This window comes from Burkholderia sp. AU16482 (assembly GCF_002223285.1).
GTDB lineage: Bacteria > Pseudomonadota > Gammaproteobacteria > Burkholderiales > Burkholderiaceae > Burkholderia > Burkholderia semiarida.
In genome coordinates this window covers 1579106-1603337 of sequence record NZ_NKEY01000003.1, presented here as the reverse complement: position 1 = coordinate 1603337, position 24232 = coordinate 1579106, and the positions used below count along the sequence as shown (strand labels likewise).

28 protein-coding genes and 1 tRNA gene are annotated in these 24232 nt (G+C 63.6%); 18 read left to right on the top strand and 11 right to left on the bottom strand.

The genetic code is table 11. The features are described 5' to 3' along the window. Positions 1-8: 8 nt before the first annotated feature. Positions 9-743, bottom strand: a complete 735-nt coding sequence (ompR, locus tag CFB35_RS10025) for a two-component system response regulator OmpR (RefSeq protein WP_006478565.1) — start codon at positions 741-743, stop codon at positions 9-11. A gap of 258 nt (positions 744-1001) precedes the next feature. Here ompR and CFB35_RS10015 point away from each other — a divergent pair, with 258 nt between their 5' ends. The 3 genes from CFB35_RS10015 to CFB35_RS10005 all read left to right on the top strand — a co-directional run bounded on the left by CFB35_RS10015 (position 1002) and on the right by CFB35_RS10005 (position 4201). Beyond that, positions 1002-1280: a hypothetical protein gene (locus CFB35_RS10015; protein ID WP_059585169.1), complete on the top strand. Its 279-nt coding sequence runs from the start codon at positions 1002-1004 to the stop codon at positions 1278-1280. Between the two features lie 134 nt (positions 1281-1414). Further along, positions 1415-2914, top strand: a complete 1500-nt coding sequence (locus CFB35_RS10010) for a DUF1800 family protein (RefSeq protein ID WP_089464999.1) — start codon at positions 1415-1417, stop codon at positions 2912-2914. Between the two features lie 66 nt (positions 2915-2980). Then, positions 2981-4201, top strand: a complete 1221-nt coding sequence (locus tag CFB35_RS10005) for a DUF1501 domain-containing protein (protein WP_089464894.1) — start codon at positions 2981-2983, stop codon at positions 4199-4201. Between the two features lie 10 nt (positions 4202-4211). Here CFB35_RS10005 and hpnD read toward each other — a convergent pair whose 3' ends face one another. Continuing rightward, positions 4212-4994: a presqualene diphosphate synthase HpnD gene (gene hpnD, locus CFB35_RS10000; RefSeq protein WP_089464893.1), complete on the bottom strand. Its 783-nt coding sequence runs from the start codon at positions 4992-4994 to the stop codon at positions 4212-4214. A 234-nt stretch (positions 4995-5228) separates the two neighbouring features. Between hpnD and CFB35_RS09995 the strand changes: the two genes are divergently transcribed. After that, a tRNA-Leu gene (locus CFB35_RS09995) sits at positions 5229-5315 on the top strand. A gap of 153 nt (positions 5316-5468) precedes the next feature. After that, entirely contained in the window at positions 5469-6491 is a 1023-nt protein-coding gene (locus CFB35_RS09990) for a site-specific integrase (protein ID WP_040144430.1), read from the top strand. On the opposite strand, the gene CFB35_RS09985 is transcribed toward CFB35_RS09990, so the two are convergent. From CFB35_RS09985 to CFB35_RS09955, 7 genes are all read right to left on the bottom strand, one after another. Next, positions 6488-6790: a hypothetical protein gene (locus CFB35_RS09985; RefSeq protein ID WP_040144429.1), complete on the bottom strand. Its 303-nt coding sequence runs from the start codon at positions 6788-6790 to the stop codon at positions 6488-6490. The two genes, CFB35_RS09990 and CFB35_RS09985, sit on opposite strands and share 4 nt — an antisense overlap. Then, entirely contained in the window at positions 6783-7022 is a 240-nt protein-coding gene (locus CFB35_RS09980) for a hypothetical protein (RefSeq protein WP_179231725.1), read from the bottom strand. The genes CFB35_RS09985 and CFB35_RS09980 overlap by 8 nt, the downstream gene beginning before the upstream one ends. Continuing rightward, positions 7019-8299: a pyridoxal phosphate biosynthetic protein PdxJ gene (locus CFB35_RS09975; protein ID WP_089464892.1), complete on the bottom strand. Its 1281-nt coding sequence runs from the start codon at positions 8297-8299 to the stop codon at positions 7019-7021. Before CFB35_RS09975 ends, CFB35_RS09980 begins: the two co-directional genes overlap by 4 nt. Beyond that, complete coding sequence (locus CFB35_RS09970) at positions 8299-8895, bottom strand: hypothetical protein (RefSeq protein ID WP_179231724.1); 597 nt, start codon at positions 8893-8895, stop codon at positions 8299-8301. Before CFB35_RS09970 ends, CFB35_RS09975 begins: the two co-directional genes overlap by 1 nt. Further along, positions 8895-9257 carry a beta-hexosaminidase gene (locus CFB35_RS09965; RefSeq protein WP_089464997.1) on the bottom strand — a complete coding sequence of 121 codons (363 nt, stop codon included), beginning with the start codon at positions 9255-9257 and terminating at the stop codon, positions 8895-8897. The genes CFB35_RS09970 and CFB35_RS09965 overlap by 1 nt, the downstream gene beginning before the upstream one ends. A gap of 49 nt (positions 9258-9306) precedes the next feature. Continuing rightward, a complete protein-coding gene (locus CFB35_RS09960) occupies positions 9307-9525 on the bottom strand; it encodes a hypothetical protein (RefSeq protein ID WP_040144427.1) in 219 nt (72 codons plus the stop codon). A gap of 453 nt (positions 9526-9978) precedes the next feature. Beyond that, positions 9979-10410 carry a transcriptional regulator gene (locus CFB35_RS09955; protein WP_040144426.1) on the bottom strand — a complete coding sequence of 144 codons (432 nt, stop codon included), beginning with the start codon at positions 10408-10410 and terminating at the stop codon, positions 9979-9981. Between the two features lie 387 nt (positions 10411-10797). On the opposite strand from CFB35_RS09955, the gene CFB35_RS09945 reads away from it, so the two are divergent. After that, positions 10798-11328 (top strand): phage regulatory CII family protein, encoded by a 531-nt coding sequence (locus tag CFB35_RS09945; protein WP_040144425.1) that lies wholly within the window; start codon positions 10798-10800, stop codon positions 11326-11328. Between the two features lies 1 nt (position 11329). After that, entirely contained in the window at positions 11330-11713 is a 384-nt protein-coding gene (locus CFB35_RS09940; RefSeq protein ID WP_040144424.1) for a hypothetical protein, read from the top strand. A 38-nt stretch (positions 11714-11751) separates the two neighbouring features. Here CFB35_RS09940 and CFB35_RS09935 read toward each other — a convergent pair whose 3' ends face one another. Then, positions 11752-12192 (bottom strand): hypothetical protein, encoded by a 441-nt coding sequence (locus CFB35_RS09935; protein WP_089464996.1) that lies wholly within the window; start codon positions 12190-12192, stop codon positions 11752-11754. Between the two features lies 1 nt (position 12193). Between CFB35_RS09935 and CFB35_RS34235 the strand changes: the two genes are divergently transcribed. The 3 genes from CFB35_RS34235 to CFB35_RS09920 all read left to right on the top strand — a co-directional run bounded on the left by CFB35_RS34235 (position 12194) and on the right by CFB35_RS09920 (position 16126). Continuing rightward, positions 12194-12667: a hypothetical protein gene (locus CFB35_RS34235; RefSeq protein ID WP_143328709.1), complete on the top strand. Its 474-nt coding sequence runs from the start codon at positions 12194-12196 to the stop codon at positions 12665-12667. 142 nt (positions 12668-12809) lie between these two features. Then, the gene (locus tag CFB35_RS09925; protein WP_089464889.1) at positions 12810-15317 is read left to right on the top strand and encodes a VapE domain-containing protein; all 2508 of its coding nucleotides are present in this window, start codon (positions 12810-12812) and stop codon (positions 15315-15317) included. 221 nt (positions 15318-15538) lie between these two features. Then, positions 15539-16126, top strand: a complete 588-nt coding sequence (locus tag CFB35_RS09920) for a hypothetical protein (protein ID WP_089464995.1) — start codon at positions 15539-15541, stop codon at positions 16124-16126. Positions 16127-16401: 275 nt separating this feature from the next. Here CFB35_RS09920 and CFB35_RS09915 read toward each other — a convergent pair whose 3' ends face one another. After that, a complete protein-coding gene (locus CFB35_RS09915) occupies positions 16402-16776 on the bottom strand; it encodes a hypothetical protein (protein ID WP_089464888.1) in 375 nt (124 codons plus the stop codon). Between the two features lie 298 nt (positions 16777-17074). Between CFB35_RS09915 and CFB35_RS35665 the strand changes: the two genes are divergently transcribed. The 8 genes from CFB35_RS35665 (at position 17075) to CFB35_RS09875 (ending at position 24231) form a co-directional block, all read left to right on the top strand. Next, positions 17075-17377: a hypothetical protein gene (locus CFB35_RS35665; RefSeq protein WP_373453003.1), complete on the top strand. Its 303-nt coding sequence runs from the start codon at positions 17075-17077 to the stop codon at positions 17375-17377. 91 nt (positions 17378-17468) lie between these two features. Next, positions 17469-18023 (top strand): MarR family transcriptional regulator, encoded by a 555-nt coding sequence (locus CFB35_RS09905; protein WP_179231723.1) that lies wholly within the window; start codon positions 17469-17471, stop codon positions 18021-18023. Continuing rightward, positions 17923-19986 (top strand): phage terminase large subunit family protein, encoded by a 2064-nt coding sequence (locus CFB35_RS09900; protein WP_373453006.1) that lies wholly within the window; start codon positions 17923-17925, stop codon positions 19984-19986. The genes CFB35_RS09905 and CFB35_RS09900 overlap by 101 nt, the downstream gene beginning before the upstream one ends. A gap of 9 nt (positions 19987-19995) precedes the next feature. Continuing rightward, entirely contained in the window at positions 19996-20202 is a 207-nt protein-coding gene (locus tag CFB35_RS09895; RefSeq protein ID WP_011657129.1) for a phage head-tail joining protein, read from the top strand. Continuing rightward, positions 20199-21686 (top strand): phage portal protein, encoded by a 1488-nt coding sequence (locus CFB35_RS09890; protein ID WP_089464886.1) that lies wholly within the window; start codon positions 20199-20201, stop codon positions 21684-21686. Before CFB35_RS09895 ends, CFB35_RS09890 begins: the two co-directional genes overlap by 4 nt. A 1-nt stretch (position 21687) precedes the next feature. Next, the gene (locus tag CFB35_RS09885) at positions 21688-22785 is read left to right on the top strand and encodes a head maturation protease, ClpP-related (protein ID WP_089464885.1); all 1098 of its coding nucleotides are present in this window, start codon (positions 21688-21690) and stop codon (positions 22783-22785) included. Positions 22786-22815: 30 nt separating this feature from the next. Further along, positions 22816-23160, top strand: a complete 345-nt coding sequence (locus tag CFB35_RS09880) for a head decoration protein (protein ID WP_059978467.1) — start codon at positions 22816-22818, stop codon at positions 23158-23160. A 75-nt stretch (positions 23161-23235) separates the two neighbouring features. Then, positions 23236-24231: a major capsid protein gene (locus CFB35_RS09875; RefSeq protein ID WP_089464884.1), complete on the top strand. Its 996-nt coding sequence runs from the start codon at positions 23236-23238 to the stop codon at positions 24229-24231. Position 24232 lies beyond the last annotated feature (1 nt).

Genomic DNA, 24232 nt, shown 5'->3' with positions numbered 1-24232 from the left:
GAAAAAACTCAGGCGGCGCCGTCCGGGATGAACACGTAGCCGAGGCCCCAGACGGTCTGGATGAAGCGCGGGCTGCCCGGATCCGGTTCGATCAGCTTGCGCAGGCGCGAGATCTGCACGTCGAGGCTGCGGTCGAACACTTCGTATTCGCGGCCGCGCGCGAGCTCCATCAGCTTTTCGCGCGACAGCGGCTGGCGCGGATGACGCGCGAAGACTTTCAGCACCGAGAATTCGCCGGTGGTCAGCGGAATTTCCTGGCCGGACTTCGTCAGCGTGCGCGTGGCGAGGTTCAGCGAGAATTCGCCGAACTCGAACACCTCGGTGGTTTCCGACGGCGCGCCCGGCAGTTCGGCCGGCGCCTGGCGGCGCAGCACCGCATGAATGCGCGCGACCAGCTCGCGCGGGTTGAACGGCTTCGGCAGGTAATCGTCGGCGCCCATCTCGAGGCCGACGATGCGATCGACGTCTTCGCCCTTCGCGGTGAGCATGATGATCGGCGTGCGGTCGTTGCTGCCGCGCAGGCGGCGGCAGATCGACAGGCCGTCTTCGCCGGGCAGCATCAGGTCGAGCACGAGCAGGTCGAAACGCTCGCGTACCCAGAGCTTGTTCATCGCGGTCGCGTTTTCCGCGACGTAGACGTTGAAACCCTGCTCGCCGAGGTAGCGGCGCAGCAGATCGCGCAGGCGAGGGTCGTCGTCGACGACGAGAATCTTGGAGGGGTTTTTCGTTTCCATGATCGGCATCTTATCGCGAATGGGAATTGACGCACGGCCGCGTATTTTCGTGCGTTACAGTCGGTTACAAAATTTACCCGTAGTGTCGCGCCGAGTAAAGGCAGGCTATATAGATTCCTTTACTCGAAGCCGAAATTCGGTAGATACTCCCCTGCACTCCATCTTTCATCTTTGCACACCCGAATTCCGCAGGGTTTTTCAAGTACCAGAGGTAGCCGGTTGCCGCGTGACGAAGGGAACAAATCGACCAAAGAAGCGAGGACGGTCATGCGATCTGCCCGGATTGCACTGATGCTGACGATCGCGCTTGCCGGTCCGTATGCGTCGAACTTCGCGTATGCGCAGCGCCCCGAGCAGGGCGCACCGTCGCGCAAGCTGCCGCGCGGCAAAGCGTCGCAACCCGATCGCGCCGCCGACATGACGGCCCGTTCCGCCGTGCCTCCCGATCTCGAACAGCGCCGCCGCGACGGGCACATGACGCCCGAAGAGCGGCACCTGTTGCGCCAGCACATCGAAGACGCCGTTCGCGAGCTGTACAAGCGCTGATGCGTGCCGTCGTTTTTCGTGCGCGGAAATGCCCGCGCGGAAAGAATTCGTAGCACTTTTTCCGTCAACTTTCGGCCGCCGAATGCCGTTGTACGGGCATCCGCACCGCCGGTGCGTTCCGGGAGTCCATGACGATGAAAGCGAACGCTGCCGCACCGGCGCCGTCGCCTGCCATGCAGTCGCCGCTCGATGCCGACGACGCGCTGTTTTTCCTCAGCCGCACCGGTTTCTCTCCCACACCCGCCGAGGTCGCGCGCATCGTCGGCATGACGCGCGCGCAGGTCGTGGCCGACACGCTCGGCGATGCGCGGCGCGAGCCCGTCACGACGTGGCCCGACTGGCTCGCCGAGCCGCCGCCGACGCGCGCGCAGCGCCAAGCGCTCACGCTCGACATGCGGCGCGACGAGCAGCGCGAGCGCAATCGCCGCTACGATGCGTTGCGGGCGGCCTGGATCAACGAAATGGTCGCGACGCCGTCGCCGCTCACCGAGCGCATGACGCTGTTCTGGCACGGGCACTTCACGTCGGGGCAGGACAAGGTGCCTTACCCGCAGACGATGGCCGCGCAGAACGCGCTGTTTCGCCGCGAGGCGCTCGGCAATTTCGGCACGCTGCTGCACGCGGTCGCGAAGGATCCGGCGATGCTGCAGTATCTCGACGGCGCGAGCAATCGCAAGGGGCGGCCGAACGAGAATTTCGCGCGCGAGGTGATGGAGCTGTTCACGCTCGGCGAAGGGCACTACACGCAACACGACGTGACCGAAGCCGCGCGCGCGATGACGGGCTGGACGGTCGATCCCGACACGCTGCGCTTCGCGGTGCGGCCCGACTGGCACGATGCCGGCGACAAGACGATCCTCGGCGAAACCGGGCCGTTCGACGGCGACGGCTTTCTCGACATCCTGCTGAAGCGGCCGGACACCGCGCGCTTCATCGCCGGCAAGCTGTGGCGCGAGTTCGTGTCCGATACGCCGGAGCCGGGTGCGCTCGATGCGGTGGCCGACCGGTTTCGCGCGAGCGGCTACGACGTTCGCGCGGCGCTCGCCGCGCTGTGGTCAACCGACGCGTTCTGGGATCCGCGCAACCGCGGCGTGCTCGTCAAGTCGCCGGTGGAATTCGTCGTCGGCTCGGTGCGGCTGTTCGACGTCGCGTACGGCGATCCGCTGATGCTCGCGAACACCGTGCGCACGCTCGGGCAGAACCTGTTCTATCCGCCGAACGTGAAGGGCTGGCCGGGCGGCGCGCTGTGGATCAACAGCACCACGCTGCTGTCGCGCAAGCAGTTCGTCGAGCAACTGTTCCGCGCGACCGAGACGGCCGGCATGCGGCCGCCGGCCCGTGCGGTCCCGACGCCGCCGAACGCGCGGGCACAGGCGATGCCGGTGGCCGACGCGGCGTCGGCCGGCATGCGCGGCACGCCACCGAAGCCGGCGCGCGGCGGCCTGCGGTTCGATCTCGAGCGCTGGCTGGCCCAGTATCGTGCGCGGCCGCAGGCGATCGCGGGATTGTCGACCGAGCTGCAGTTGCAGCATGCGGTGCTGCAGCTTTCTCCGGTCGCCGCGATCGACACGGATTCGACCGGCAGCGCGTATCTCGAGGCGCTGCTGATGGATCCGGCCTATCAACTGAAATGATGCGAACGATGACGAAGCGGGCAGCCGCCGCGCAAAGATGCAGGGCGGCGAACCAAAGGATGTGCGATGAACCGACGTGATTTTCTGACGCTGACCGGTGCCGCGGCCGCCGCCGGCGTGTCGATGTGGCAGGCGCCCGCGACGGCGGCTGGCGCGACGCAGGCAGGGCGAAAGCCGGCGACCGGGTATGCGAACGTGCTGATTCTCGTCGAGCTCAAGGGCGGCAACGACGGCCTCAATACGGTCGTGCCGTACGCGGATCCGCTGTACTACCAGTGCCGGCGCAGCATCGGCATCAAGCGCGACCAGGTGCTGCAGCTCGACGCGCAGACGGGGCTGCATCCGTCGCTCGCGCCGCTGATGCCGCTTTGGCGCGACGGTCAAGTCGCGGTCGTGCAGGGCGTCGGCTATCCGCAGCCGAACCTGTCGCATTTCCGCTCGATCGAGATCTGGGATACCGCGTCGCGCTCGGATCAGTACCTGCACGAAGGCTGGCTCACGCGCACGTTCGCGCAGGCGCCCGTGCCGCCCGGTTTCGCGGCGGACGGCGTCGTGCTCGGGAGCGCCGAGATGGGGCCGTTGTCGAACGGCGCGCGCGCGATCGCACTCGTCAATCCCGCGCAGTTCATCCGTGCGGCCCGGCTCGCCGAGCCGTCGTCGCTGCGCGAGCAGAACCCGGCGCTCGCGCACATCATCGACGTCGAGAACGACATCGTGAAAGCGGCCGACCGGCTGCGCCCGCGCGGCGGGATGCGTGAATTCAGGACGACCTTTCCGGCCGGCGCATTCGGCACGTCGGTCAAGACCGCGATGCAGGTGCTGGCCGCGTGCGAAGCGTCGGGGCCCGGCGTGCAGGACGGTGTCGCGGTGCTGCGCCTGACGCTCAACGGCTTCGACACGCACCAGAACCAGCCGGCGCAGCACGCCGCGCTGCTCAAGCAGTTCGCGGAAGGGATGAGCGCGATGCGCGCCGCGTTGATCGAACTCGGGCGCTGGAACGAGACGCTCGTGATGACGTATGCGGAGTTCGGGCGGCGCGTGCGCGAGAACCAGAGCAACGGCACCGATCATGGCACGGCCGCGCCGCACTTCGTGATGGGCGGCCGCGTCGCCGGCGGGCTGTACGGCGCGCCGCCGGCGCTCGGGCGGCTCGACGGCAACGGCAACCTGCCGGTCGCGGTCGATTTCCGCCAGCTTTACGCCACCGTGCTTGGGTCCTGGTGGGGGCTCGATGCGACGCGCGTGCTGCAGCAGCGCTTCGACACGCTGCCGCTGCTGAAGGCGTGAGGCGCGCCGCTCAGCGGCGGCGCGCGGCGCGCCACGCGATCCACAGCTTGCGGATCGGCGTCAGCGCGATGCGCTGGTGCAGCACCTGGTAGCCGTCGCGCGCGATTTCGTCGAGCAGCGCGCCGGCCAGCGCGATCTGCGCGCGCAGCGTGCGTTGCGCGCGGCGTTCGGCGGCGGGGATCGCCGCATCGGCCGCCGCGAGCGCGTCGCGCGCACGGGTCGTCTGGAATTGCAGCAATTCGGTGAAGGCCGGGCTGTAGCGGCGGTTCAGCAGATCGGCCGCGGTTACGTTGTAGCGCTGCAGTTCGTCGATCGGCAGATAGATACGGCCGTGGCGCGCGTCGTTGCCGAGCTCCTGCACGAATTGCGCGAGCATCAGCGCGCGGCCGACGTCCGCGGCCCACGGTTGCGGTGCGGCCGGATTCGCCGAACTGGCGCGCGCGACCAGCGACGCGAAGGTGCCGCCGACCTGCGCGATATAGCGCTGCAGGTTCGCGAAGTCGAGGTAGCGCGCCTGTTCGAGATCCATCCCGTAACCGTTGACGAGCGTGCGCAACGCATCGGCTTCGGCGGCGATCGCCGGGTGATGCTGCGCGAGCGCCTTCGTGACGGGGTGCGACGGCTGCCCGTCGGCCAGTGCCGCGAGTTCCTTGTGCCACCAGGCGAGCTTCGTGTGGCCGACCGTCGGATCGCTGGTTTCCTTGACGGTTTCCTCGAGTTCGCGGCGCAGCGCGTAGTAGACGCTGGAGCCTGCGGGGGCGGCCTTTTGCTGACAGTAGTCGTCGAAGTTCACGGGCTGAATCGGGTGGGGCGGGTTCGGGGGACGCGCGGCGGCGCGTTGCCGAAACGTCGAGCGCGGCATTCTAGCACCGCGGCACGACGGGCGCCGGCAGGGCGAGACAAGACCGCAGGGATCGGGTAGAATCTCGCGCTCGCCTGATCGGGCGTGCCGGTTTTCGGGCCGGCGTGAAGTCCCGGGCGCGTGGAGCACGCATCTTGCGTGCCGCGCGGTCAGGCGACGGAATGCGCGTGAGTGGCGAAATTGGTAGACGCACCAGGTTTAGGTCCTGACGCCCGCAAGGGTGTGCCGGTTCGAGTCCGGCCTCACGCACCATCAAACATCTGCGCACGACGCCAAACCGCACCACAAGTCTCGTATTTTCAATGACTTAAGTGAATTCGCGGTGCGGCTTGTCCCCCTCAAAACACCATACGAAAACGCGCTAAACTACGCCCCACTACGCAGAAATTACGCAAGGGGTTACGCATGGCGTCCTTCCGAAAGGTGGCCAGTGGCGGTTGGCGCGCAGAAGTCTACGTCAAGGGCGTGCGCGATTCGGCGGTTCGAGACACGAAGGCCGAAGCGCAGGCATGGGCGCTCAAGCGCGAAACGGAATTGAGGTCGATCGCGACCGGGCAGGGCAGCAAGACCCATACGGTCGGCGATGTACTTGCGGAATACCGTGACAAGGTCAGCTCGACGAAACGCGGTGAACGCTGGGAGCGCCTTCGTCTCGGCCTGATAGGGCGGAAGCGGATCGACGGTCGGCCGTTCTCCGAGATTCGCCTGGCAGATTTGAAGCCCGCACATATTGCCGCTTGGCGCGACGCGCGATTGAAGGAAGTATCGCCAGCGAGCGTGAATCGCGAAATGACGCTGCTTTCCCACGCGCTCGATACTGCTCGCAAGGAATGGGGCTGGCTTGCCTCAGCCCCCATGAAGGACGTGAAGCGTCCGTCTCCGGGGCCGGCCCGCGAGCGACTAATCCCTCAATCTGAAATTGAAGCCGTTACTCTCGCGCTCGGGTTTCAAGAAGGGATGCCCGTGCAATACGCGTCGCAGCGCGTCGCAGTGGCGTTCCTATTCGCGATCGAGACGGCGATGCGCTCGGGCGAGATCATCGGTCTGACGAAACATACGGTAGATCGCGAGCGTCGTGTAGCTCACTTGCCGCTGACGAAAAACGGTAGCGCGCGCAGCGTCCCGCTGTCGACGCGCGCGATCGAGTTGCTCGATATGCTTCCGAAGGTTGAGGATGGGATGCCTTTGTTCGGACTGACGGACAAAAGTCGCGATGCGCTCTTTCGAAAGGCTCGGGATAAAGCGTTCCCGAAGGTGCCTCCGAAAGAGCGACTGACGTTCCACGACACTCGCCATGAAGCGATTACTCGTCTGGCAAAGAAACTGCAGCCGTTAGACCTCGCTCGCATGACGGGCCATACGAACCTGAATGAACTTCTGACCTATTACAACGAGACAGCCGCGGACATCGCAGTGCGGATCGGTTAGTCGGACTTGCGCGGTCGTCCACCGCGCGCGCGGATACCCCCTTGATGCGATTCGACCCAGGCGATGACCTCGGCCGCTTTCCAGCGGGGAAAGCAGCGGCCACCGGCCCCGTTAGGGAGGCGTATCGCTTCCGGAAAACCGGGGAGAGTAACGATTCGTTCGCGTACCACCTGTGCCGGCCGCTGGAGATATTCGCCGATTTCCTTGGTGGACCACAAAGCAACTTCCAGCGGTATCGTTGGTTTGATCCGCTTGTCCAGTTCCTGCACAAAGCGCTCAAGCAGTTCAAGTTCACTCATTCGCACCACCGTTCGATGCAGCATCCGCCAGTGCATCGTTTGTCTGGATAGATTTGCGCCGCGCGAGCGGCGCTTCGTTTTTCTGGACTTCAGTGGTGGGCGATAGCCCGCCACTGTCCAATCGCGTCGATGTGCCATTGACGCTCGCCAGCACGATAGCCGGGCGCTTTTTCGCGTGATTCCGCTTTCGCGGCAGCGGACGTGGGATAGAAGTGGCCGGGCGCGAGGTCATTTGCTTGCCTCCTTCGCCATTTCGGCCGTCCAATCCGGGTCGGGCATTGTGTACAGCTTGTCGAGCCATTTGTTGACGGATGCCGCTGCCTTCGATTTTGCGCGCTCGGAGTGATGCATCAGCCTAGTTACGTCAGCCACGGCCGCGCGAATGGCTTGTACGCGCGTCGGAAGAATCGCCGGTGTTTCCCGCATCGAGGGGAGGTGGTCGCCGAAACCGTAGGTTGGTGCGATATTCATCTCGAACGAATAGATCCACGCACCTGGTTCTGCATGTGCGATGTAGATGCTGGCGGGGACCAGGCCGGAGCCTGTGGCCTTGGGAGCGTGAAGCTTCTCGCAGTCCTCAAATACCCCGTTGGCGTTCGGCCTATGAACGGGATGTTTTTCCGCGTGCTTCGGCAGATCGAGCAGATCCTCCATGCCGGTTAGCGCGCGATGGACCCCTTCGATGGTGCCGGGAGAGAGCTTCCCGAAACACGGGTCGTGCAGGACTGACTGCAGCGCCTGCAAAAGTCGCTTTGACTGCTGCTCGCTGATCTTCGGTCGCGCTGTTGCCGCCGTGAGATGCTTTTTCGTCACGCGAACTTTGCCGCTCGCGGCTGCCTTCGCCGCACCCTTCTGCAGCCGATCCAGCGCGTTCTCTGCTCCGTGCTCGCGGATCTGTTCGATCGCCAGCGTGCCTGCGACCTTGCCGTCGCGAACCATCTGATGCAGTTCTGCTGGCGCACGTTCAAGCAGGGCAACATCTCGAACTGTTTGATCGGTGATGTTCAGACGCCTGCAGATCGTCGCGATCGTCATGCCATGAATGTCGCGCAACTCTGCGATGGCCGCGGCCAAATCGAGAAGCGATGACCGCATGCCTTCGTTGCTGACGACGCCGTCAATCACCATTTCGGCGCGATTGACCGTCTTGGCTTCGCGAACGACGACGGGGATTTTCTCCAGCTTCGCGCCGGCCTCGATCGCCTTGCCGGCCGCGAGGTAGCGGTGCTGGCCCTTGTACACGAACAGCAGATCTTTACCGTCGACCTTCCGCGCATAGCAATGCAGCGGGGAGCCCTTGTCGTATCCATTGGCGAGGATCAGGGCGGTCAGGTGCGCGACCCATTCAGGATCGACAGGGCGAATGTTGTCCGCCGGGTCGTAGTGAAGGTGGTCGTACGGGACCATCCAGAGATCGGCCGACGTTGCACCGGCTGCAGCTGCAGCCGCTTTGATGTTTCCGGTCGCGATCGGCGCGGTCAGGTCGAGTTGCTGTGTGCCAACGTCCATCACGCGGCCCTCCGTCGCTGAACGAGCGTTTCGAGGCGTGCGACTTCGAGGTCGATGCTCTGCCGGAACAGTCGGAGGTAGCGCAGCGCGTGAGCGGCCGAATCCTGCAACGTGTCGGGTGTGATCTCCAGCGGATACAGGTGGGGGAACGACACGGCAACGTGGTTGCGCCCATCGCGAGTGACAATCGGATGGAACGCCGGTCGAGTGTGCATCGAGCCGGTTGCCACTTCCGCATGAGCCGTGCGCCGCGGTCTGAAGCTGTCGGCCGCGCCGGTGGTGTACGTGCCGTCTGCCTGCTTGCAGGGAATTGCGAGCGGAGGAGCGGCGTCCGAGCCGGCAAGCCAGTACACGAAACGCAGATCATGCGGGCGCGGTTGTCGACGCAGTAAGCCACCTCGGGCGAGCTTGTCGATGTGCTGGGCGGCTACGCCGGCCAAATCGGAGAAGTGCGACCTGCACACCTCTTCGGACGTCATCGCGCGATCCAGCCGCTTGAACACGTCGAGGATGCGAATGGTCAGTTCAGCGCGTTGCGCCGCCGTCATGTCGACGAACGGATTCGAACGCTGCTCGGAATCCGCAGTCATCGTCATCACGCGACCTCCCGAATCGTCATCGCGCGGGGCCTGCGCGGCTTCTTTGCGCGCGCAATGACGTGTGTCGTCGCGGCTTCGAGGGCGCGTTTCGCGTCCCGCAGGCGCTTGATCGCGGTCTCGCAGTCGCCTTCGCTCGGAATAGAGATCTGCTTGGCGGCGATCTCGTTGCCGTCGAAGATCAAATACTCGGTGTACAGCCCATCGGGCAGGGGGTGTCGGCCAACGACGTGCTTGCCGACCAAAATCGGACTTGTCGGAAGCTTTGCGTCCGGGTCGTAACGAAACACCGTGCGCAATGAAAGGGTATCGCGGCGCTTGACGTCGAAAAGTGGTTTGGTTTTGACTTTAATGCGCGGCATGGTCATCTCCATGACGCCGGGGGCGCTTGCCCCGGCAAGGTCGGGGCAGTCAGACGTCGACGTGGTACGCGGTCGTTGGCGCGACAACCGGATCGTCTTGGAACACGTTCACTGCGACAAACAGCAGTGCGGCGACGACCGTCCAGCGGAAGATCGGCGATTTTTCAAAGTTGCTTTGGCGAGCTGGCTCGGATTGCGTAACGCGGGGCGTTTGCTCGTCGCGAAGCCATTCACGGCGAGCGGCGGAATGATGGTCGAACAGTTTCATGGGCTTCTCCAAAAGTCTGCCAAGAGGCAGTTCAGGAGACGAATGTTAGGCGCTCCTTTGTGGTTGTGCAATAGGAATGCCTAACTTTTGAGCGAGTTCGGACGTCCGTCGGCCCGGGAATGGATCGCGGCCTCCGAAATCATAATGAAAGCTCTTGAATTCTTCCGATGATTTACTGTATGTTTATACAGTATTAGGCGTAAATATTACCGAAGGGAGCTTATTGCGGGGTTATGGCAACGGGAGAACTGCGCTGCAAACCGGGCGATGTGGCGATCGTCAGTCGATGTCTCAACCGGTCACGTATCGGCATGCTCGTGCGGGTTATCGGGCCGCACGGTACAAAGGATTTCGATTGGGATGTAGAACTTCTCGGTGGCCCGGTCGTAGGGCGAGGCGTTCGTTCGGGGCAGGTGGGATCGCACAGGCGGGCCGCGCTATTCGACTGGAACCTTACCCCTTTTGCGGGTCTGGGGCGTTCAGATCGAGAAGATCATCGCGTTGCTGCTGGCCGCGCAGATCTTCAAACACCTTAAGCGTTTCGAGCAGGGCGGCGAAGGCTGTCGCCGGCATTCCCACCTTGTCCGCCTTCGTCAACGCATCTACGAGAGCCTGAGCATGCGTGCCCAATGTTTCCTGCCGTTGGGGGGCAGGGGCGTTGGGGCGGCGGTCCATATGTCCTTCGCCCGTCGCCAACCACCATGGATCTACGTTCAGGAACTCCGCAGCTAACAGCAGATTCGCCCCCTCCATCTTTTTTGTCTTGCCGCTCAGCCAGTCGCTGACCGACGGGGCGCGCACCCGGCAGGCTCGCGCCAAATCCGCCGCCTTTTTCTCGGGCGGCAACTTCATGGCCTTTTCTAGGCGTTCGGCTAGTGTCGTCATTAGGAAAGCCTAACTGATTGGGCTTTAGGAATGCCTTGCATTTCGTGTAAGGAGCGCCTAACATTGCGGCATGAATACGCAAGAGAAACGAGACCCATATGCGTGTGCCGTAATCGATGCCTTCGGAGGGACGGCGGCAACCGCTTACTTGTGCCAGGTTCGCATGCCGTCGGTGTCGGAATGGCGACGAAATGGCATTCCGCGCGCACGCCTGCTGTTCTTGAAACTCGCGCGTCCCGACCTGTTTGCGTCTCTGGATTCACGCGACGGATCGTGTGAACCCCCGCGTGCCGCGTGACGGCAGTCGCCAGGCAACTTACGAGCCAAATCATAGTTGCGTCCTGATCGCCGCGACAGGATGAAAGCCAGCGTCTACCAATCTTCGTTATGACTTGCCGATACGACAGTACTGAATGGCTGGACGTGCTCTACACGTCCGTGCGCAACACGCCCGGCGGCGTCGCCGATGCGGCGAACTATCTGACCGTCCGACGCGGTAAGAACGTCACCACCGAATCATTGCGTCTACGACTGCGCGGCGTGGGTGACAGCCGCTTGTCGATGGAGATGTTCGAACTGCTCGTCGAGTGGATGCAGGAAAAGTCCGAGGCAAATGCCCACGCGCTGGATGCGCTGCACGCGCTCAATGCGCGTTTTGGCCTCGTCGCAGAGCGTGTTGACGACCATGGGGCGAACGAAGCGCTCGAGCCCGAAACGATGCACCTCGTCTCGACCACGCTGCACCTTCAGGCACACGTCGGGCGAGTCGCGGATGACGTTACGCGAGCGCTCGAAGATCAGCGCATCGATGACCGTGAGGCGGAGCACATCATCGCGACCGGCCGCAAGGGGCAGCGGCTGTTCCAGAAGTTGATCCACGCGGCACGCTCCCTCGCTGCTAAACGCCGGCGTCGCTGAGATGGAGCGATTCAAGCCGGGCATGGGGTGCTGCCGCGTCGCGCGCGAGCGGGCCGAGCTGTGCTGCGGGTATGCGCAGCAGCTGGCCTGCGCCACCGCCGCGCTCGCGCACCGATTTGATACGGCGCCGGAACAGGCCGGTTGCATCCTCGCTGACGTGATGTCGGCGTTTCCAGATCGCATCGTCGTGTTCCTCGCGGAATCGCAGCGCGTAGGTCGATTCGACGTGTTCAACGCGGCGGCTGCACGTCTATGCGCATCGATGCCGACGAAGGCGGAACGTCATGCGTTTCGCGATCAGATCGTCGGCCAGCTCAGCGCAGGCGAGCTTTCCGCATTCGACGAACGCATGTCGGCTGAATGGCGACGGCTGCGCGGCAAATGATGATGGTGCGCGTATCTGGTTGCCGAGAAGCTTCAGAACTATTTGGTCAGCGTGTTCCACAAGAACAACGTGCCGGCCGTAAGTGCTGCGGTCACGCCTTGCTTCACGGCGTCCGACGCGCCGCTGCGGACACTGGCAACGAGATAGTCGCCGAGCGCCTGGGAGGCCTGAAGGGAAGCTGGCGTGGCTTTGAGAATTTCCAAAGCCTTTGGAGTGAGCACGACAGCACCGAATGCGCCGGAATCTGCCTCGCTCGAATAGTCGACGTAGCCCGCGCGCTTCAACCATCTGACGGTGCTGCAGAAGAAGGCCAATTTTGCCATCACATCCCGATCCACGGTCCCGTCAGAACCGAACAAACCATCGACGTCAAAGCCGTAGTTACTTGCCGAAATACCGGCCTCGATGGGGAAGCGCTCATAGAGATCGGCTAACAGCTGCGCAACTAGGAGATCAAATTTTTCAATGTTCGAGGACACGATGAGCGACTCCAATCATGGGTTGAGTCGAAAGACTTTCCTTTTCGTCGCAGAAGGATACTGGAAAGGCTGGTATGGAGCGTTAGAGGCCAACGGCGTCGGTCGCCAATTCGCAGCAATGGAGCGCGCAGAAGCGCTCGCTGCTTTCCACGATGTTTTGGGCCTCGTTCACGTGTGGGGTGACGACGCGTTGCGAATGGAATGTCCTCACCATTCGGGCAGTGCGACGGTTCAGAGCGTAGTCCGCGCGCCCGGGCGGTGTGACGGGATGTCCCTCGTTGATATAAGCACGGCCCTTTTCACGGGCGCGATCGGCCATAACGAAGCCCGATCTGCTGCGGACGCGTATCTCACGGGCCACGCCAGTTCTGAAATTGCCGCCGGCGTCGCCGAATTTCTTCTCGATATCAAAGCGAAGCACCGTGAAGCGCTGAGGCGCAGTTGCGGAGGCAGATGCATTGGAGGAGCAAAGTGACTTTGCAGAGTGTCAGCAGCGGTCTGCGCCGCAGGCATTCGATGCCGCAACGCAGGACGATCGGAACCGATGTTTACAGCGCTGGCCGTAAGGCGTGGCGCTCCACTCTTCATCAACGTGAACTGGAAAGGAGAATCGCTGAATGTCGTCGTTAGATCAAATCCGGGCGCAGCTCGCGGCGGCGGGGCATCCAGAATTGCCCGTCGGCCACCCGATTGCGGACGGCAAGCATCATCGCTACGGACCGCGCAAGAAATACTGGTACCAGCTTCGAGAAGTCGTCAGCAAGGGAGTCGTGATCGGCTACGGCGGTACGTTCGGCCACTTCTCGGGCGATGACCCCGGCACTGAACGTTTCGAATGGGGCGGCGCACCGTTGAGCGAGGAAACGCTGGCGGAAACACGTCGGCGTCAGGAAGCCGCCGAGCGCGAGCAGGCTGAGCGCGACGCCAGGCAGGCGAAGCTGGCCGCGAACCGCGCGCAGAGTCAGTGGAGCCGTGCGTCCCAACATGGCATATCCGCATACCTGGAGCGAAAGCAGATCACGGCTGAGGGCGTGCGCTTTGATGCAGACGGCACGATATTCGTGCCGATGTACCAGTACGGTGACGAACCACGCCTTGTGGGTCTACAGAAAATCACGCCAGACGGAGCGAAGCGCTTCAACAAGGGCATGGAAAAGAAGGGCGCGTCGTGCCTGCTCGGCGTGGTGGGGGCGGACGATCAGATCGTTATGGTTGCCGAAGGCTACGCGACGGCACGATCGATCCGTATGGCGGTCGAGCGGGCATTCGCGGTCGATGTTTGCTTCGATGCGGGCGGCATCTTGCCGGCCGTGCGCCGCTTGCGTGCTGCGTACCCCGAGGTTCACGTACTGATCTGCGCCGACGACGACTGGAAGATCGAACAGCGCATGCGCGAGTGGCTGGCCGAGGAGTTCGCTTTCCGCGGCGAGTTGGTGTTCGGCGGGGAACCGGTGCGGGTCGAGGCGAAGAACACGTGGTACATGGTCGCCGCTGCACACCGTCGTGATGACAATGGTGTGCCGTATGTCGAGGTGAGCTACGGCAACGATGTGATGCCGGTGCGCCGTAAGCGGTTCGAGAACACGGGCCTGAAACGTGCGTACGAGGCGGCAGCCGAGGTCGCCGACGTGAGCGTCGTCTATCCGGTATTCGCCAATCGCGGCGAGCGCAAGCTGACGGACTTCAACGACCTGCACGTCGAGGACGGTCTCGAATCCGTCGCGGCGCAGGTGCAAGCGGCGATCTTGCGCGTCATCGCGCCAGCGAACGAAGACATCCGGCCGGCGACGGTCGCACCGTCGACCGCGGACACGCCGCAACCGAAACCGCGCGCGACGTCCGCGGCCGCAGAACAGCCTGAGTGGGATGGCCACGAAGCGGAGAACGGCGCACACACGTGGGAGCAGGATCTTGCGCGCTCGGACAAGGGCACGTTGCTCCCGACGCTCGGCAATGTGCACATGATCCTGTCGAACCACAAGGCGTGGAAAGGCGTGATCGAGCAGGACGACTTCGGTGGGCGCGTGATGAAGCGCAAAGCGCCGCCGTTCCCGCAGGGCGTCACGGGCGAATGGACAGACATGGACGATCAGCGCTGCGCGTTGTGGTTGTCGCAGCGGTATGGCTTGTCGGTGCGCACCGACATCGTGATGAACGCGGTGCTGCTGGTGGCGGACGCGACCCACTTCCACGAGGTCCGCGAATACCTCGAAGGGCTCAAGTGGGATGGCGTGCGGCGCGTGCGGTCGATGCCGTCGACATACCTGCGCGTGGCCGACAGCGAGTACGTGCAGCTCGCGTTCATGAAATGGATGATCGCGGCCGTCGCGCGCGTGATGGAGCCGGGCTGCAAGGTCGACAACGTGCTGATCCTCGAAGGCAAACAGGGGCACCGCAAATCGACGGCGCTGAAGGTGCTAGCAGGCGCTCCGTGGTTCACCGACACGCCGATCCAGATCGGCAACAAGGATACGTACGCGGTGCTGGCCGGCAAGTGGGTGATCGAGCTGGCCGAGCTGGATTCGCTGAACAAGGCCGATTCGTCGGCGGTCAAGAGCTTCTTTGCGACGGCCGTTGATCGGTTCCGCAACTTCTACGGCAAGCGGGCGACCGATGTGCCGCGTCAGTGCGTGTTCGCCGGCTCGGTCAACTTCGACACGTACCTGAAGGACGAATCCGGCAACCGCCGCTACTGGCCGTTGCGCGTTGGGGGGCTGGTCGATATTGACGGCATCGTCGCCGCGCGCGACCAGCTGTGGGCCGAGGCCGTGCATCTGTACCGGTCGGGCGTCGTGTGGCATGTCACGGAGGACGAGCGTCCGCTGTTCGAGATCGAGCAGGCCGAGCGCTACGAAGGCGACGTGTATGAAGACAAGATCGCCAAGGCCCTCGACCACGTTGCGCGCATAACGATGGAAGAGATCCTCGCCGATGTCCTGAAGCTCGACACGTCGAAATGGTCCCTGCCGGAGCAGCGCCGTATCGGCAAGGCGTTGAAGTCGCTCGGTTGGGTGCGCAAGCGCGAATCGACCGGTTCGCGTGGCTGGTACTACGTGCGCGAGGAGCAGGAGCCTGAAGTCAAGCGCGAACTGGTTACGGCGGGCGATGACGACAGTCCCCTGTAACGCGTTGGCGCGCTGTGCCGGCATGGCCGGCGCGCCGCTGCGCCAGCTTTGGCGCGCCGTGGACGTCCCATGTCCCGACGTCCCAAAGCGCGGCCTCGGGCGCGGGTGCGGGGGCGCGACATGCGCGACGTGAGGGCGCATGTCGCGCATGTCGCAGGCGCGCACCCCTGCAAGCCTTTTCCCTTGGGACATTGAGACGTTAGGACGATACGGAGAGGATGATGATCGATTTGATGGAGCGGGCAGGCATAGCAATGAGCGTTCGTGGTCAGTTCACCGACCCGATTGCCGATCCGAAAGTTACTTTGGGCGCACTCGCGTTTGCGAACGATCTCGGTCGGTTGCTGGTTCGGATCAAGGCTGGCCAAGAGACCAAGCCCGAGACGATCCGTAAGGCAACGTTGCTTTTTGCGCAGATGATCCGCTTGTCGGGCCGTTTCAAGCGCAGTCGATTCACGGGTCGGAAGCGTGACGAACGACGCGATCAGCGGGCAGGGTACGAAGTCGAGCGCGCAAAGGCGGATATCGTCGAGCGCTTCGCGTTGCGCGTGCTTGATGAGTGGATCAACGATCAGTGCGCACGGTGCGAAGGTCGCGGCATCGTTCGGCGAGACGGCCGATACATTTGCCCCGATTGTGCTGGCTCAGGCAAGCGGCCGATCGACGAACCTGGGCGAGCGCAAGCGATCGGTGTGCCGCTCGATGAATACCGTCGGCACTGGTCTCGCCGCTTCCATGACATGCACGCGATGCTCGATCACGTGAATGGATCGGTGTCCGACATAATGCGTCGCCAATTGCGAGGATGAAACGTCTTCCATTCCAAGAGCGGATCGCGTAAACTTCGAACATCCTTTACGGCTGTACTGGATATTCGCTGGCACCGCGCGTTAGTCGTGCAAACCTCTCGGGACATAAGAACACATAGTGGAGCCCGTTAGGTCGTGTGGGGGCGTTCGTCCCTAAGAAATGAATTCAGAAGCCCTGAGTGCGGAACGCGCTCAGGGCTTTTTACTTCGTACTTCGTGATGCAAATGCAACTTACGCGGGATAGATCTGCGACGCGAGGCCGCGTTGTGAAGCTTTACGACCCTACCCAGTTCAAGCCCAGTTCGTTGTCGAACGTGGTACCGCTGATCGTGTAGTGCGCGATGTTGGGATTGCCCTTGCGGTAGATAAATTGCTGTTTGGCGATGTTGTCACTTCCCCACACAACGTCGACGTAGAGAACAACGACGTCACCATCGTTCACGCCGTAGCGTCCGGGATCGTCGGTCTGGCTCTGTCCCAGGTCGATACCTTCATCGTTGCCGTCGCTATGATGCTTTCCGGTTTTGTTGTAGTAGTTGTATTGCATTTTCGCGACGAATCCACCCTGATTTTTCAGCGTGAATTTTCCGATGGTTTGAAGTGCATTGAGGTCGAGGTCCTTGAGACCGTTCTGACCGAGATCTGACATCTGAATCTCCAGCAGGGGACGAGCTAAGGAGCCGAATTCTCTCCCCGGTGAGAATTCGGCTCGCCTGAGCAAGGGCGCTCAGTTCGATGAGGTCCGACTGACGATCGCCCCAGCACCGTGGCGCTCCCTAGACATAGACAATTCCATGCTGTTATTTCGACGTCAGTTTGATTGATTCTTATCGGTAAAAGATTGGCGATCTGTTATTTGACTGGATGACTATAGGTTGCGAATTTGGCGATTTCAAGACAATTTCGTCTGAATAAGTTGGTATGAAATGCAATAAACGAACAGTTTGTTGACTGTCTTGATGTGGCAAACAATGTTGGCGGCGTCCGCCGCTGGAAAGTCAAACCTCAAAGCCCCGGGTGCTAAAGCCTCGGGGCTTTTTGCATGGGGCGCGGAAATTCGAATCGAGGCGACGAGCGTCGGGCTGAACGAAGTCTGGTCGACGTGGGATGAGGATCGAAGCATGGGGCGCGTCACCGCGCGGTGTTTCGTGTTTGACGACGCGATGGATCGTGTCGTGTGGGCGATGGACCGGCCCGGTGACAGGGCGATCATGGACGTCGAGACGGGCGTGGGTCTGCCCACTTTTTGAACAGGCGGGGACCCCTGTAGGCAGCCCGACATGCGGGGCCTCAGACCCGCGTTTTTTCTCTACTGTCGAATCTCCATAGGGGGTCATATTCATGCCGACCCAACAACAGATTGCCGAGCATCTCGACCTCGACCAGTCGGCCGTTTCGCGGTTCGTCGACAAGGTCCAGCTCGATTACCGCGAAGCGACGCTCGATGCGATCCGCATCGCGTATATCCGGCACCTGAGAGAGATGGCTGCGGGCCGTGCGAGCGGCACCGGCATCGATCTGGTCGCCGAGCGCGCGAAGACGGAGATCGTCGAGCGGGAGATCAAGCTGCTGACGCTGGCCGAGAAGAAAGGCCAGCTCGTGAACGTCGCGCAGCTGGAACAGGCGTTCGGCCAGATGGTCGGCGCATTTCAAACGGAACTGCTGGCGCTGCCCGACAAGCTGGTGCAGGAGCTGCGGGCACTGTACGACGTCGAGGTAGACGTCGAGTGGTTGAACGAGCATATGTATGGATGCCTTGAGCAGCTATCTCAATACGATCCAGACCGTCCACGCGGTGATCCGCCGGCTCGCGCAGCTGCTGCGCCCGCCGGAGAGGATCGGCACGACGGATTGGGCGAGGCAGTACCGGCGCATGAGTGCGAAGGCGACGGCTAGTCCCGGCCGCTATAACCCGAACATCACGCCATGGGTGTTCGGCATGCACGCGGCGCTCGACGATCCTCGTGTGCAGAAAGTCGTTTGCATGAAGTCGGCGCAGGTCGCATGGACCGACGGCGTGCTGCTGAATTACATTGGCCGGCGCATCGACGTCGATCCGTGCCCGATGATCGTGATGTTCGCGAAAGAAAAAGCGGCGAAGAAATTCAATCTGGAGAAGTTCGAACCGATGGTCGAGGTGACGCCTCGCCTCGCGGCCAAGGTTCCGGTGCACGCCGGCCGCGACAAGAACAACCTGTGGGACCACAAGACCTTCCCGCGCGGCTTCCTGAAGTTCATCACGTCGAACGCGCCGGACGACGTGAAATCGACGCCGGCCCCGGTCGTCGCGGTCGAAGAGCCGGACGACGCGAACACCAACGTGCGCGATCAGGGCGACTCGATCACGCTGCTGGAGGAGCGCAACAAGAGCTATTCGGACAGCCGCCGCAAGGTGATTTTCGGCGGCACGCCAACGGTCGACGGATTCTCGCGGATCCAGCAGGCGTTCGAGTCATCGGATCAGCGGGTCTATCTGGTGCCGTGCCCCGACTGCGGTGAAGAGCATGAACTGGCGTGGGAGAACGTGACGTGGTCGGAGGGTGCAGAAGTCGAGCACGAAGTGTTCGGTCGTGCGCAGCCGGAGACCGCGCGTTACACGTGCCCGCACTGCGGCAGCCTGTGGGACGACAACGCCCGCATCCGTGCTGTACGGCGCGGCCGGTGGGTCGCGACGGCACCGTTCTACGGCGTGGCCGGCTTTCGGCTGAACGAGCTGGTGTCGCCGTTTCCCGGCTCGCGCATGGGCGAGCTCGTCAAGAAATGGCTGACGGCCGAGCGGGCGCTGCGCGCAGGCGACGATACGAAGATGCGCTCGTTCGTGAACAACACGATGGGCCGGCCGTACAAATACAAGTCGGACCTGCCGGAGCTGGATTTGCTGGCTGAGCGGGCGCTGTCGTATGCGGCGTTTACCGTGCCGTCGCGCGGGCTGCTGCTCACGATTGGCGTCGACGTGCAGCGCGACCGCATCGCGGTCGTCATCCGTGCATGGGGTCGGGGCGAAGAAAGCTGGCTGGTGCTGTGGGATGAGCTGTACGGCAACGTACTGGAACAGGGCGAGAACCCGCTGACCGGCGGCGTATGGGGCGCACTGACTCAACTGCTGACGCACGCGTACCGGCACGAATCCGGCGGGCTTGCCCGGATCCGCGCGGCGTCGATCGACTCGTCGGACGGCTCGACGTCGGACGCCGTATACAAGTATGTGCGTGCCGCGCAACGGGCCGGCCTGAACGTGATGGCAATCAAGGGCAGTACCGACGCGGGGGCCGAGATTTTCAGCGTGCCGAAGGCGTCGATCGACTCGACGCGTAACAACAGCAAGGCCGCGAAATACGGGCTGCGGCCGTTCATGGTTGGCGTCAGCAAGGCGAAAGACTTGATCCTGGAGAACCGGCTGAAGCTGGACGGCGACGGACCGGGGCGGATGCACTGGTACGCTGGCGTGCGGTCCGATTACCTCGCGCAGGTCACGGCCGAGGTGAAGGTGCCGGGGCGCGTTGGCGGCAAGCGAGTCTGGCAACTGAAGGCGGGCGTGCGGAACGAAGCACTCGATTGTGAAGTGTACGCGTTGCACGCGGCGCGAAGCGTGAAAACGCATCTGCTGACCGAACAGCACTGGTTGCTCGAGCAGCATCGCATTTCGCAGGTGACGCTGTTCGATGCGGTACCGGTGATCGAAGCGCTGCCGCTCGCACAACCGTTCGAGCAGCCCCCCGATCCGCCGAACGAATCGGCCGCCGAGCTAACCGCGGTCGTCACGACGGCACCAAAACCAACCGAAACCCCGCCACCGAGCGGGGTTTCGCGCATTCAGGGTCGGCGTGTTGGTCGCTCGACGTATCTGAAACGCCGATAGGAGGAACACATGGCATACACGATGGCGGACCTGCAACGCATCCAGTCGGCGATCGCGAAGGGCGAGCTGGAGGTCCAGTACGCGGATCGCAAGGTGCGATACCGGTCGATTGCCGAGCTGCGCGACGCACAGACTGAGATCATTCGGGCGCTTGACGGCGCGACCGGCCGCTCGCGGCTCATTCGCCTGCGCCATGCCGGCAAGGGGGTGCGATGAGCCGCGCGTATCCGGCTCTCGCGCAGCGCGGCTTTGTCGTGCCGACACGGCTGAAGGCTGCTGCGTACGAATCGGCCGGCACGCGCGGGGCGCGGGCGAAGTCGTGGCAGGCATCGAGCGCGGGACCGAATGCATCGGTTGTGCAGAACCTGCCGCTGATGCGCCACCGTGCACGGGACGCGATCCGAAACGACCCGTGGGCGAAGACGGCGATCGCGCGGCTGGTGTCGAACACCATCGGCACCGGCATTCAAGCGCATCCGCAGCATCCGGACGCGGACGTGCGTCGCGCACAAAAGCAACTTTGGGACGACAGCTCGGGGGAACTGGACGCGGACGGCGTGCACGACCTATACGGTTTGCAAACGCTCGCCGCGCGGGCGTTCTTCAGCGACGGCGAAGTGCTGGTGCGCCGCCGGCTACGCCCGCTGTATGCCGGACTGGCGGTGCCGATGCAGATCCAGCTATTCGAAGGCGACATGCTGCCGGTGACGAAGAACGAGCTGGTTCCCGGCGGCGAGATCATCAACGGTGTCGAGTTCAACGAAGACGGCGAGCGCGTCGCGTATCACCTGCTGCGCCGTCATCCGGGCGAGTACAACCGGTTAGTGGGTGATGCGGTGCAGACCGTGCGCGTGCCGGCCGACGAGATCGCGCACGTCTTCCACGCGCTCCGGCCCGGTCAGGTACGTGGCGTGCCGGAATTGTCGACGGTGCTGCTCCGACTGCATTCGCTGGACAACTTCGACGACGCGGTGCTGTTCCGGCAGGAGGTGAGCAACCTCTTTGCCGGCTTCATCGTGAAGCCGCAGGCCGAAGTGGGCCCCCTCGGCGATCCGGTCTCTGGTGCGCCGATCGCGTTCGATGTCGACGGCTTCTCGCCGGTTGTGTCGCTGGAGCCGGGCGGGATGCAGGAGCTGGCGCCCGGTGAGGACGTGCGATTCGCAACGCCGCCCGGCGCAGGTGCCGACTATGCGCCATTCATGCGACAGCAGCTGATGGCGGCAGCCGCGTCGGTCGGCATGCCCTATGAGGTTTTGACGGGCGACCTGCGCGATGTCAGCGACCGCGTGCTTCGGGTGTTGCTCAACGAGTTCCGGCGCTCGATCGAGCAGCTGCAGCAGAACGTGTTCATCCACCAGTTCTGCCGGCGGATCTGGCGCTGGTGGGTCGACGCGTGCGCGCTGTCGGGCGCGATGCCGATGCCGAACTATCACCGCGCCAGGCGCGAGTACCTGCGCGTGCGGTGGGTGCCGCAGGGCTGGCCGTATATCCATCCGGTGCAGGACGTGTCGGCCAAACGCGCAGAGATCCGCGCGGGCCTGACGAGCCGCACCGGCGCGATTCTGGCGAAGGGCGAGGATCCCGAGCAGGTCGACGACGAGAACGCAGCCGATCAGCAGCGCGCGCAACGGCTCGGACTGCAGTACGACACGCACGCGACGGACGACACCGATCCGCTCGTGCACACGAATGGGGAGTGAGATGAAACGTAATCGCAAGTGGTGGGATATCCGGGCGCAGGCGAACGCGGCCGGCGACGTTGAGATCCGGATCTACAACGAGATCGGCTTCTGGGGTACGGACGCGCAGACGTTCGTGACGCAGCTCGACGCGGCAGCGGCGAACGCATCGGCGATCGTGGTCGCGATCAATTCGATGGGCGGCGACGTGTTCGACGCATTCGCGATCTACAACGCGCTGCGCCGGCACGCGGGCAAGGTCAAAGTGCGCGTCGATGGCGTCGCGGCATCGGCGGCGTCGCTGATCGCAATGGCCGGCGACGAGATCGTGATGCCGGAGAACGCGATGCTGATGATCCACAACGCGCATACGGTGACCGCGGGCGAAGCGAAAGACCTGCGACGCATTGCCGACCTGCTCGATAACGCAGGCGACGGGATTGTCGCGGCGTACGCAGCCAAGAGCGGCCAGTCGGTCGACGAGATCCGGGCGTTGATGGACGCCGAGACGTGGCTGACGGCCGCGCAGGCGAAGGAGAAGGGATTCTGCGACACGATCGAGGCGGCAGTGAAGTTGTCCGCGTCGGCGAGTTCGACGGCGCTGCTCGCGCGCTTCTCGGCATTGCCCGAGGTCGTGCGGGCGCTGGTCGATGAGGGCGATCCGACCGATCCGCCGCAGTCCGATCCACCGCTCGATACGCCCCCGGAGCCGACCCCCGAGCCGGAACCTGAATTGCAGCCGGTACCGTCGGCCCCGGATGTCTCGGCGCTCGCGTCGCACGTGTTCGCGGCATGCCGTGACGCGCGCCTGTCGCACTGCGCGGAGGCGATCGTGACGGCAACCGGCCTGAAGGACCGCGCAACGGTCGATGCCGCGATCCAGCAGGCTGCGGACATCGCGGGGATCTGTCTTGCGGCGAACGTGCCGGAGCTGACCGCGCAGTTCGTCGCTGACGGGTTGACGCCTGATCACATTCGCGCGCGGCTGTTCGAGCGCGTGACGGCGTCGCAATCGCGCATCAATCCGCGTGCGCAGCCGGCAGCGCAAAACGAGCCGGTCGCGGCCGCGAATGCACCGCGTGCGGCCTCCATCTACGCGGCTCGCAAGAGCGGCAAGTAACTTTGACGATACCCGAGGAGGGGAATACTCATGTCGAACGTGAAGGTACAGGGCAGCCAAACGGCGGAATTTCTGGTGTCGGAAGGCAACGGGCAGATTTCGCGCGAGCACATCATCGTGAAGGCCGGACCGGCGCTGCCGGCCGGCCAGGTGCTTGGCGTGACTAGCACCGGCGAGTATGCGCCGTACGACAACACGGCGAACGACGGGGCCGAAGTGGCTGCGGCGGTGCTGTATGCACCGCTGGCGGCGTCCGACGCCCCGCGCTCGGCGACGGGTATCGTGCGGCTCGCCGAGGTCGCCGCCGCACGCCTTACCGGTCTGAATGCCGCTGCGCGCACCGATCTCGCGGAGCGCCATGTGATCGTCCGCTGACTGCAGCGCAACTGATTCCGAAGGCCACGCATCGCGCGTGGCCTTTTTTGTATCCATTTCCCTTTTGGAGGTTGTATGGCGGACATCGCCCTGTTTCAAGATGAAGCGTTCTCGCTGTCGTCGCTCACCGCTGCGATCAACGAGCAGCCGCACGTTCCGGGCCGCGTCGGGGCGCTCGGCCTGTTCGAAGAGGACGGCATCACCACGACGACGATCCAGATCGAGCGCGACGGCGACACGCTGTCGCTCGTGTCGGCCGGCGAGCGCGGCTCGCCGTCGGCGATCGTGGTCGGCAGCAAGCGCAGCATGATTCCGTTCAATACCGTGCACCTGCCGCAGCGTACCTTCGTGAAGGCCGACGAGATCCAGAACCTGCGCGCGTTCGGCTCCGAAACGGAGCTGGAGGCGCTGCAGACGGTCGTGAATCGTCGGCTCGCGAAGCTTCGCCGCCAGCTCGACGCGACGCACGAGTTTCACCGGATCGGCGCGATCAAGGGCGCGGTGCTCGATGCCGACGGCAAGACGGTGCTGATCGACCTCCTGCAGTACTTCGGCATCGAGCAGACCGTGATTCCGTTCGAGCTGGGCAAGGCGGACACGGAGATCCGCGTGAAGTGTGTCGATGTCCAGGACGCAATCGAAGATGCGCTGGGCGCGACGACCTACACGGGCGTGCGCGTGCTTTGCGGCCGGGCATTCTGGAACAAGCTGATCGTCGCGAAGGCCGTGAAGGAAACGTATCTCGCGACCGCGATGGCGGCGTCCCTGCGGGGCGATGCGCGCGACGCGTTCGACTTCGGCGGCTGCACGTTCGAGCGCTATCGCGGTCGCGTCGGCGACATCGGCTATGTGGCGGACGACGAAGCGTACGCGGTGCCCGAAGGCGTGCCGGAGCTGTTCATCACGCGCTTCGCGCCGGCCGACTATGTCGAGGCGGTGAACACGACGGGCCTGCCGTACTACGCGAAGCAGGAACTGGCGCAGTTCGGTAAGGGTGTCGACATCGAGGCGCAGTCGAACCCGGTGCACCTGTGCACGCGCCCGAAGGCGATCGTCAAGCTGAAGGCATGAC

Bases quoted from the DNA above. Each gene is read 5' to 3' on its own strand.
- ompR (WP_006478565.1), bottom strand. From the start codon at position 743: ATGCCGATCATGGAAACGAAAAACCCCTCCAAGATTCTCGTCGTCGAC.
- CFB35_RS10015 (WP_059585169.1), top strand. From the start codon at position 1,002: ATGCGATCTGCCCGGATTGCACTGATGCTGACGATCGCGCTTGCCGGT.
- CFB35_RS10010 (WP_089464999.1), top strand. From the start codon at position 1,415: ATGAAAGCGAACGCTGCCGCACCGGCGCCGTCGCCTGCCATGCAGTCG.
- CFB35_RS10005 (WP_089464894.1), top strand. From the start codon at position 2,981: ATGAACCGACGTGATTTTCTGACGCTGACCGGTGCCGCGGCCGCCGCC.
- CFB35_RS09990 (WP_040144430.1), top strand. From the start codon at position 5,469: ATGGCGTCCTTCCGAAAGGTGGCCAGTGGCGGTTGGCGCGCAGAAGTC.
- CFB35_RS09985 (WP_040144429.1), bottom strand. From the start codon at position 6,790: ATGAGTGAACTTGAACTGCTTGAGCGCTTTGTGCAGGAACTGGACAAG.
- CFB35_RS09980 (WP_179231725.1), bottom strand. From the start codon at position 7,022: ATGACCTCGCGCCCGGCCACTTCTATCCCACGTCCGCTGCCGCGAAAG.
- CFB35_RS09975 (WP_089464892.1), bottom strand. From the start codon at position 8,299: ATGGACGTTGGCACACAGCAACTCGACCTGACCGCGCCGATCGCGACC.
- CFB35_RS09970 (WP_179231724.1), bottom strand. From the start codon at position 8,895: ATGACGATGACTGCGGATTCCGAGCAGCGTTCGAATCCGTTCGTCGAC.
- CFB35_RS09965 (WP_089464997.1), bottom strand. From the start codon at position 9,257: ATGCCGCGCATTAAAGTCAAAACCAAACCACTTTTCGACGTCAAGCGC.
- CFB35_RS09960 (WP_040144427.1), bottom strand. From the start codon at position 9,525: ATGAAACTGTTCGACCATCATTCCGCCGCTCGCCGTGAATGGCTTCGC.
- CFB35_RS09955 (WP_040144426.1), bottom strand. From the start codon at position 10,410: ATGACGACACTAGCCGAACGCCTAGAAAAGGCCATGAAGTTGCCGCCC.
- CFB35_RS09945 (WP_040144425.1), top strand. From the start codon at position 10,798: ATGACTTGCCGATACGACAGTACTGAATGGCTGGACGTGCTCTACACG.
- CFB35_RS09940 (WP_040144424.1), top strand. From the start codon at position 11,330: ATGGAGCGATTCAAGCCGGGCATGGGGTGCTGCCGCGTCGCGCGCGAG.
- CFB35_RS34235 (WP_143328709.1), top strand. From the start codon at position 12,194: ATGAGCGACTCCAATCATGGGTTGAGTCGAAAGACTTTCCTTTTCGTC.
- CFB35_RS09925 (WP_089464889.1), top strand. From the start codon at position 12,810: ATGTCGTCGTTAGATCAAATCCGGGCGCAGCTCGCGGCGGCGGGGCAT.
- CFB35_RS09920 (WP_089464995.1), top strand. From the start codon at position 15,539: ATGATCGATTTGATGGAGCGGGCAGGCATAGCAATGAGCGTTCGTGGT.
- CFB35_RS09915 (WP_089464888.1), bottom strand. From the start codon at position 16,776: ATGTCAGATCTCGGTCAGAACGGTCTCAAGGACCTCGACCTCAATGCA.
- CFB35_RS09905 (WP_179231723.1), top strand. From the start codon at position 17,469: ATGCCGACCCAACAACAGATTGCCGAGCATCTCGACCTCGACCAGTCG.
- CFB35_RS09895 (WP_011657129.1), top strand. From the start codon at position 19,996: ATGGCATACACGATGGCGGACCTGCAACGCATCCAGTCGGCGATCGCG.
- CFB35_RS09890 (WP_089464886.1), top strand. From the start codon at position 20,199: ATGAGCCGCGCGTATCCGGCTCTCGCGCAGCGCGGCTTTGTCGTGCCG.
- CFB35_RS09885 (WP_089464885.1), top strand. From the start codon at position 21,688: ATGAAACGTAATCGCAAGTGGTGGGATATCCGGGCGCAGGCGAACGCG.
- CFB35_RS09880 (WP_059978467.1), top strand. From the start codon at position 22,816: ATGTCGAACGTGAAGGTACAGGGCAGCCAAACGGCGGAATTTCTGGTG.
- CFB35_RS09875 (WP_089464884.1), top strand. From the start codon at position 23,236: ATGGCGGACATCGCCCTGTTTCAAGATGAAGCGTTCTCGCTGTCGTCG.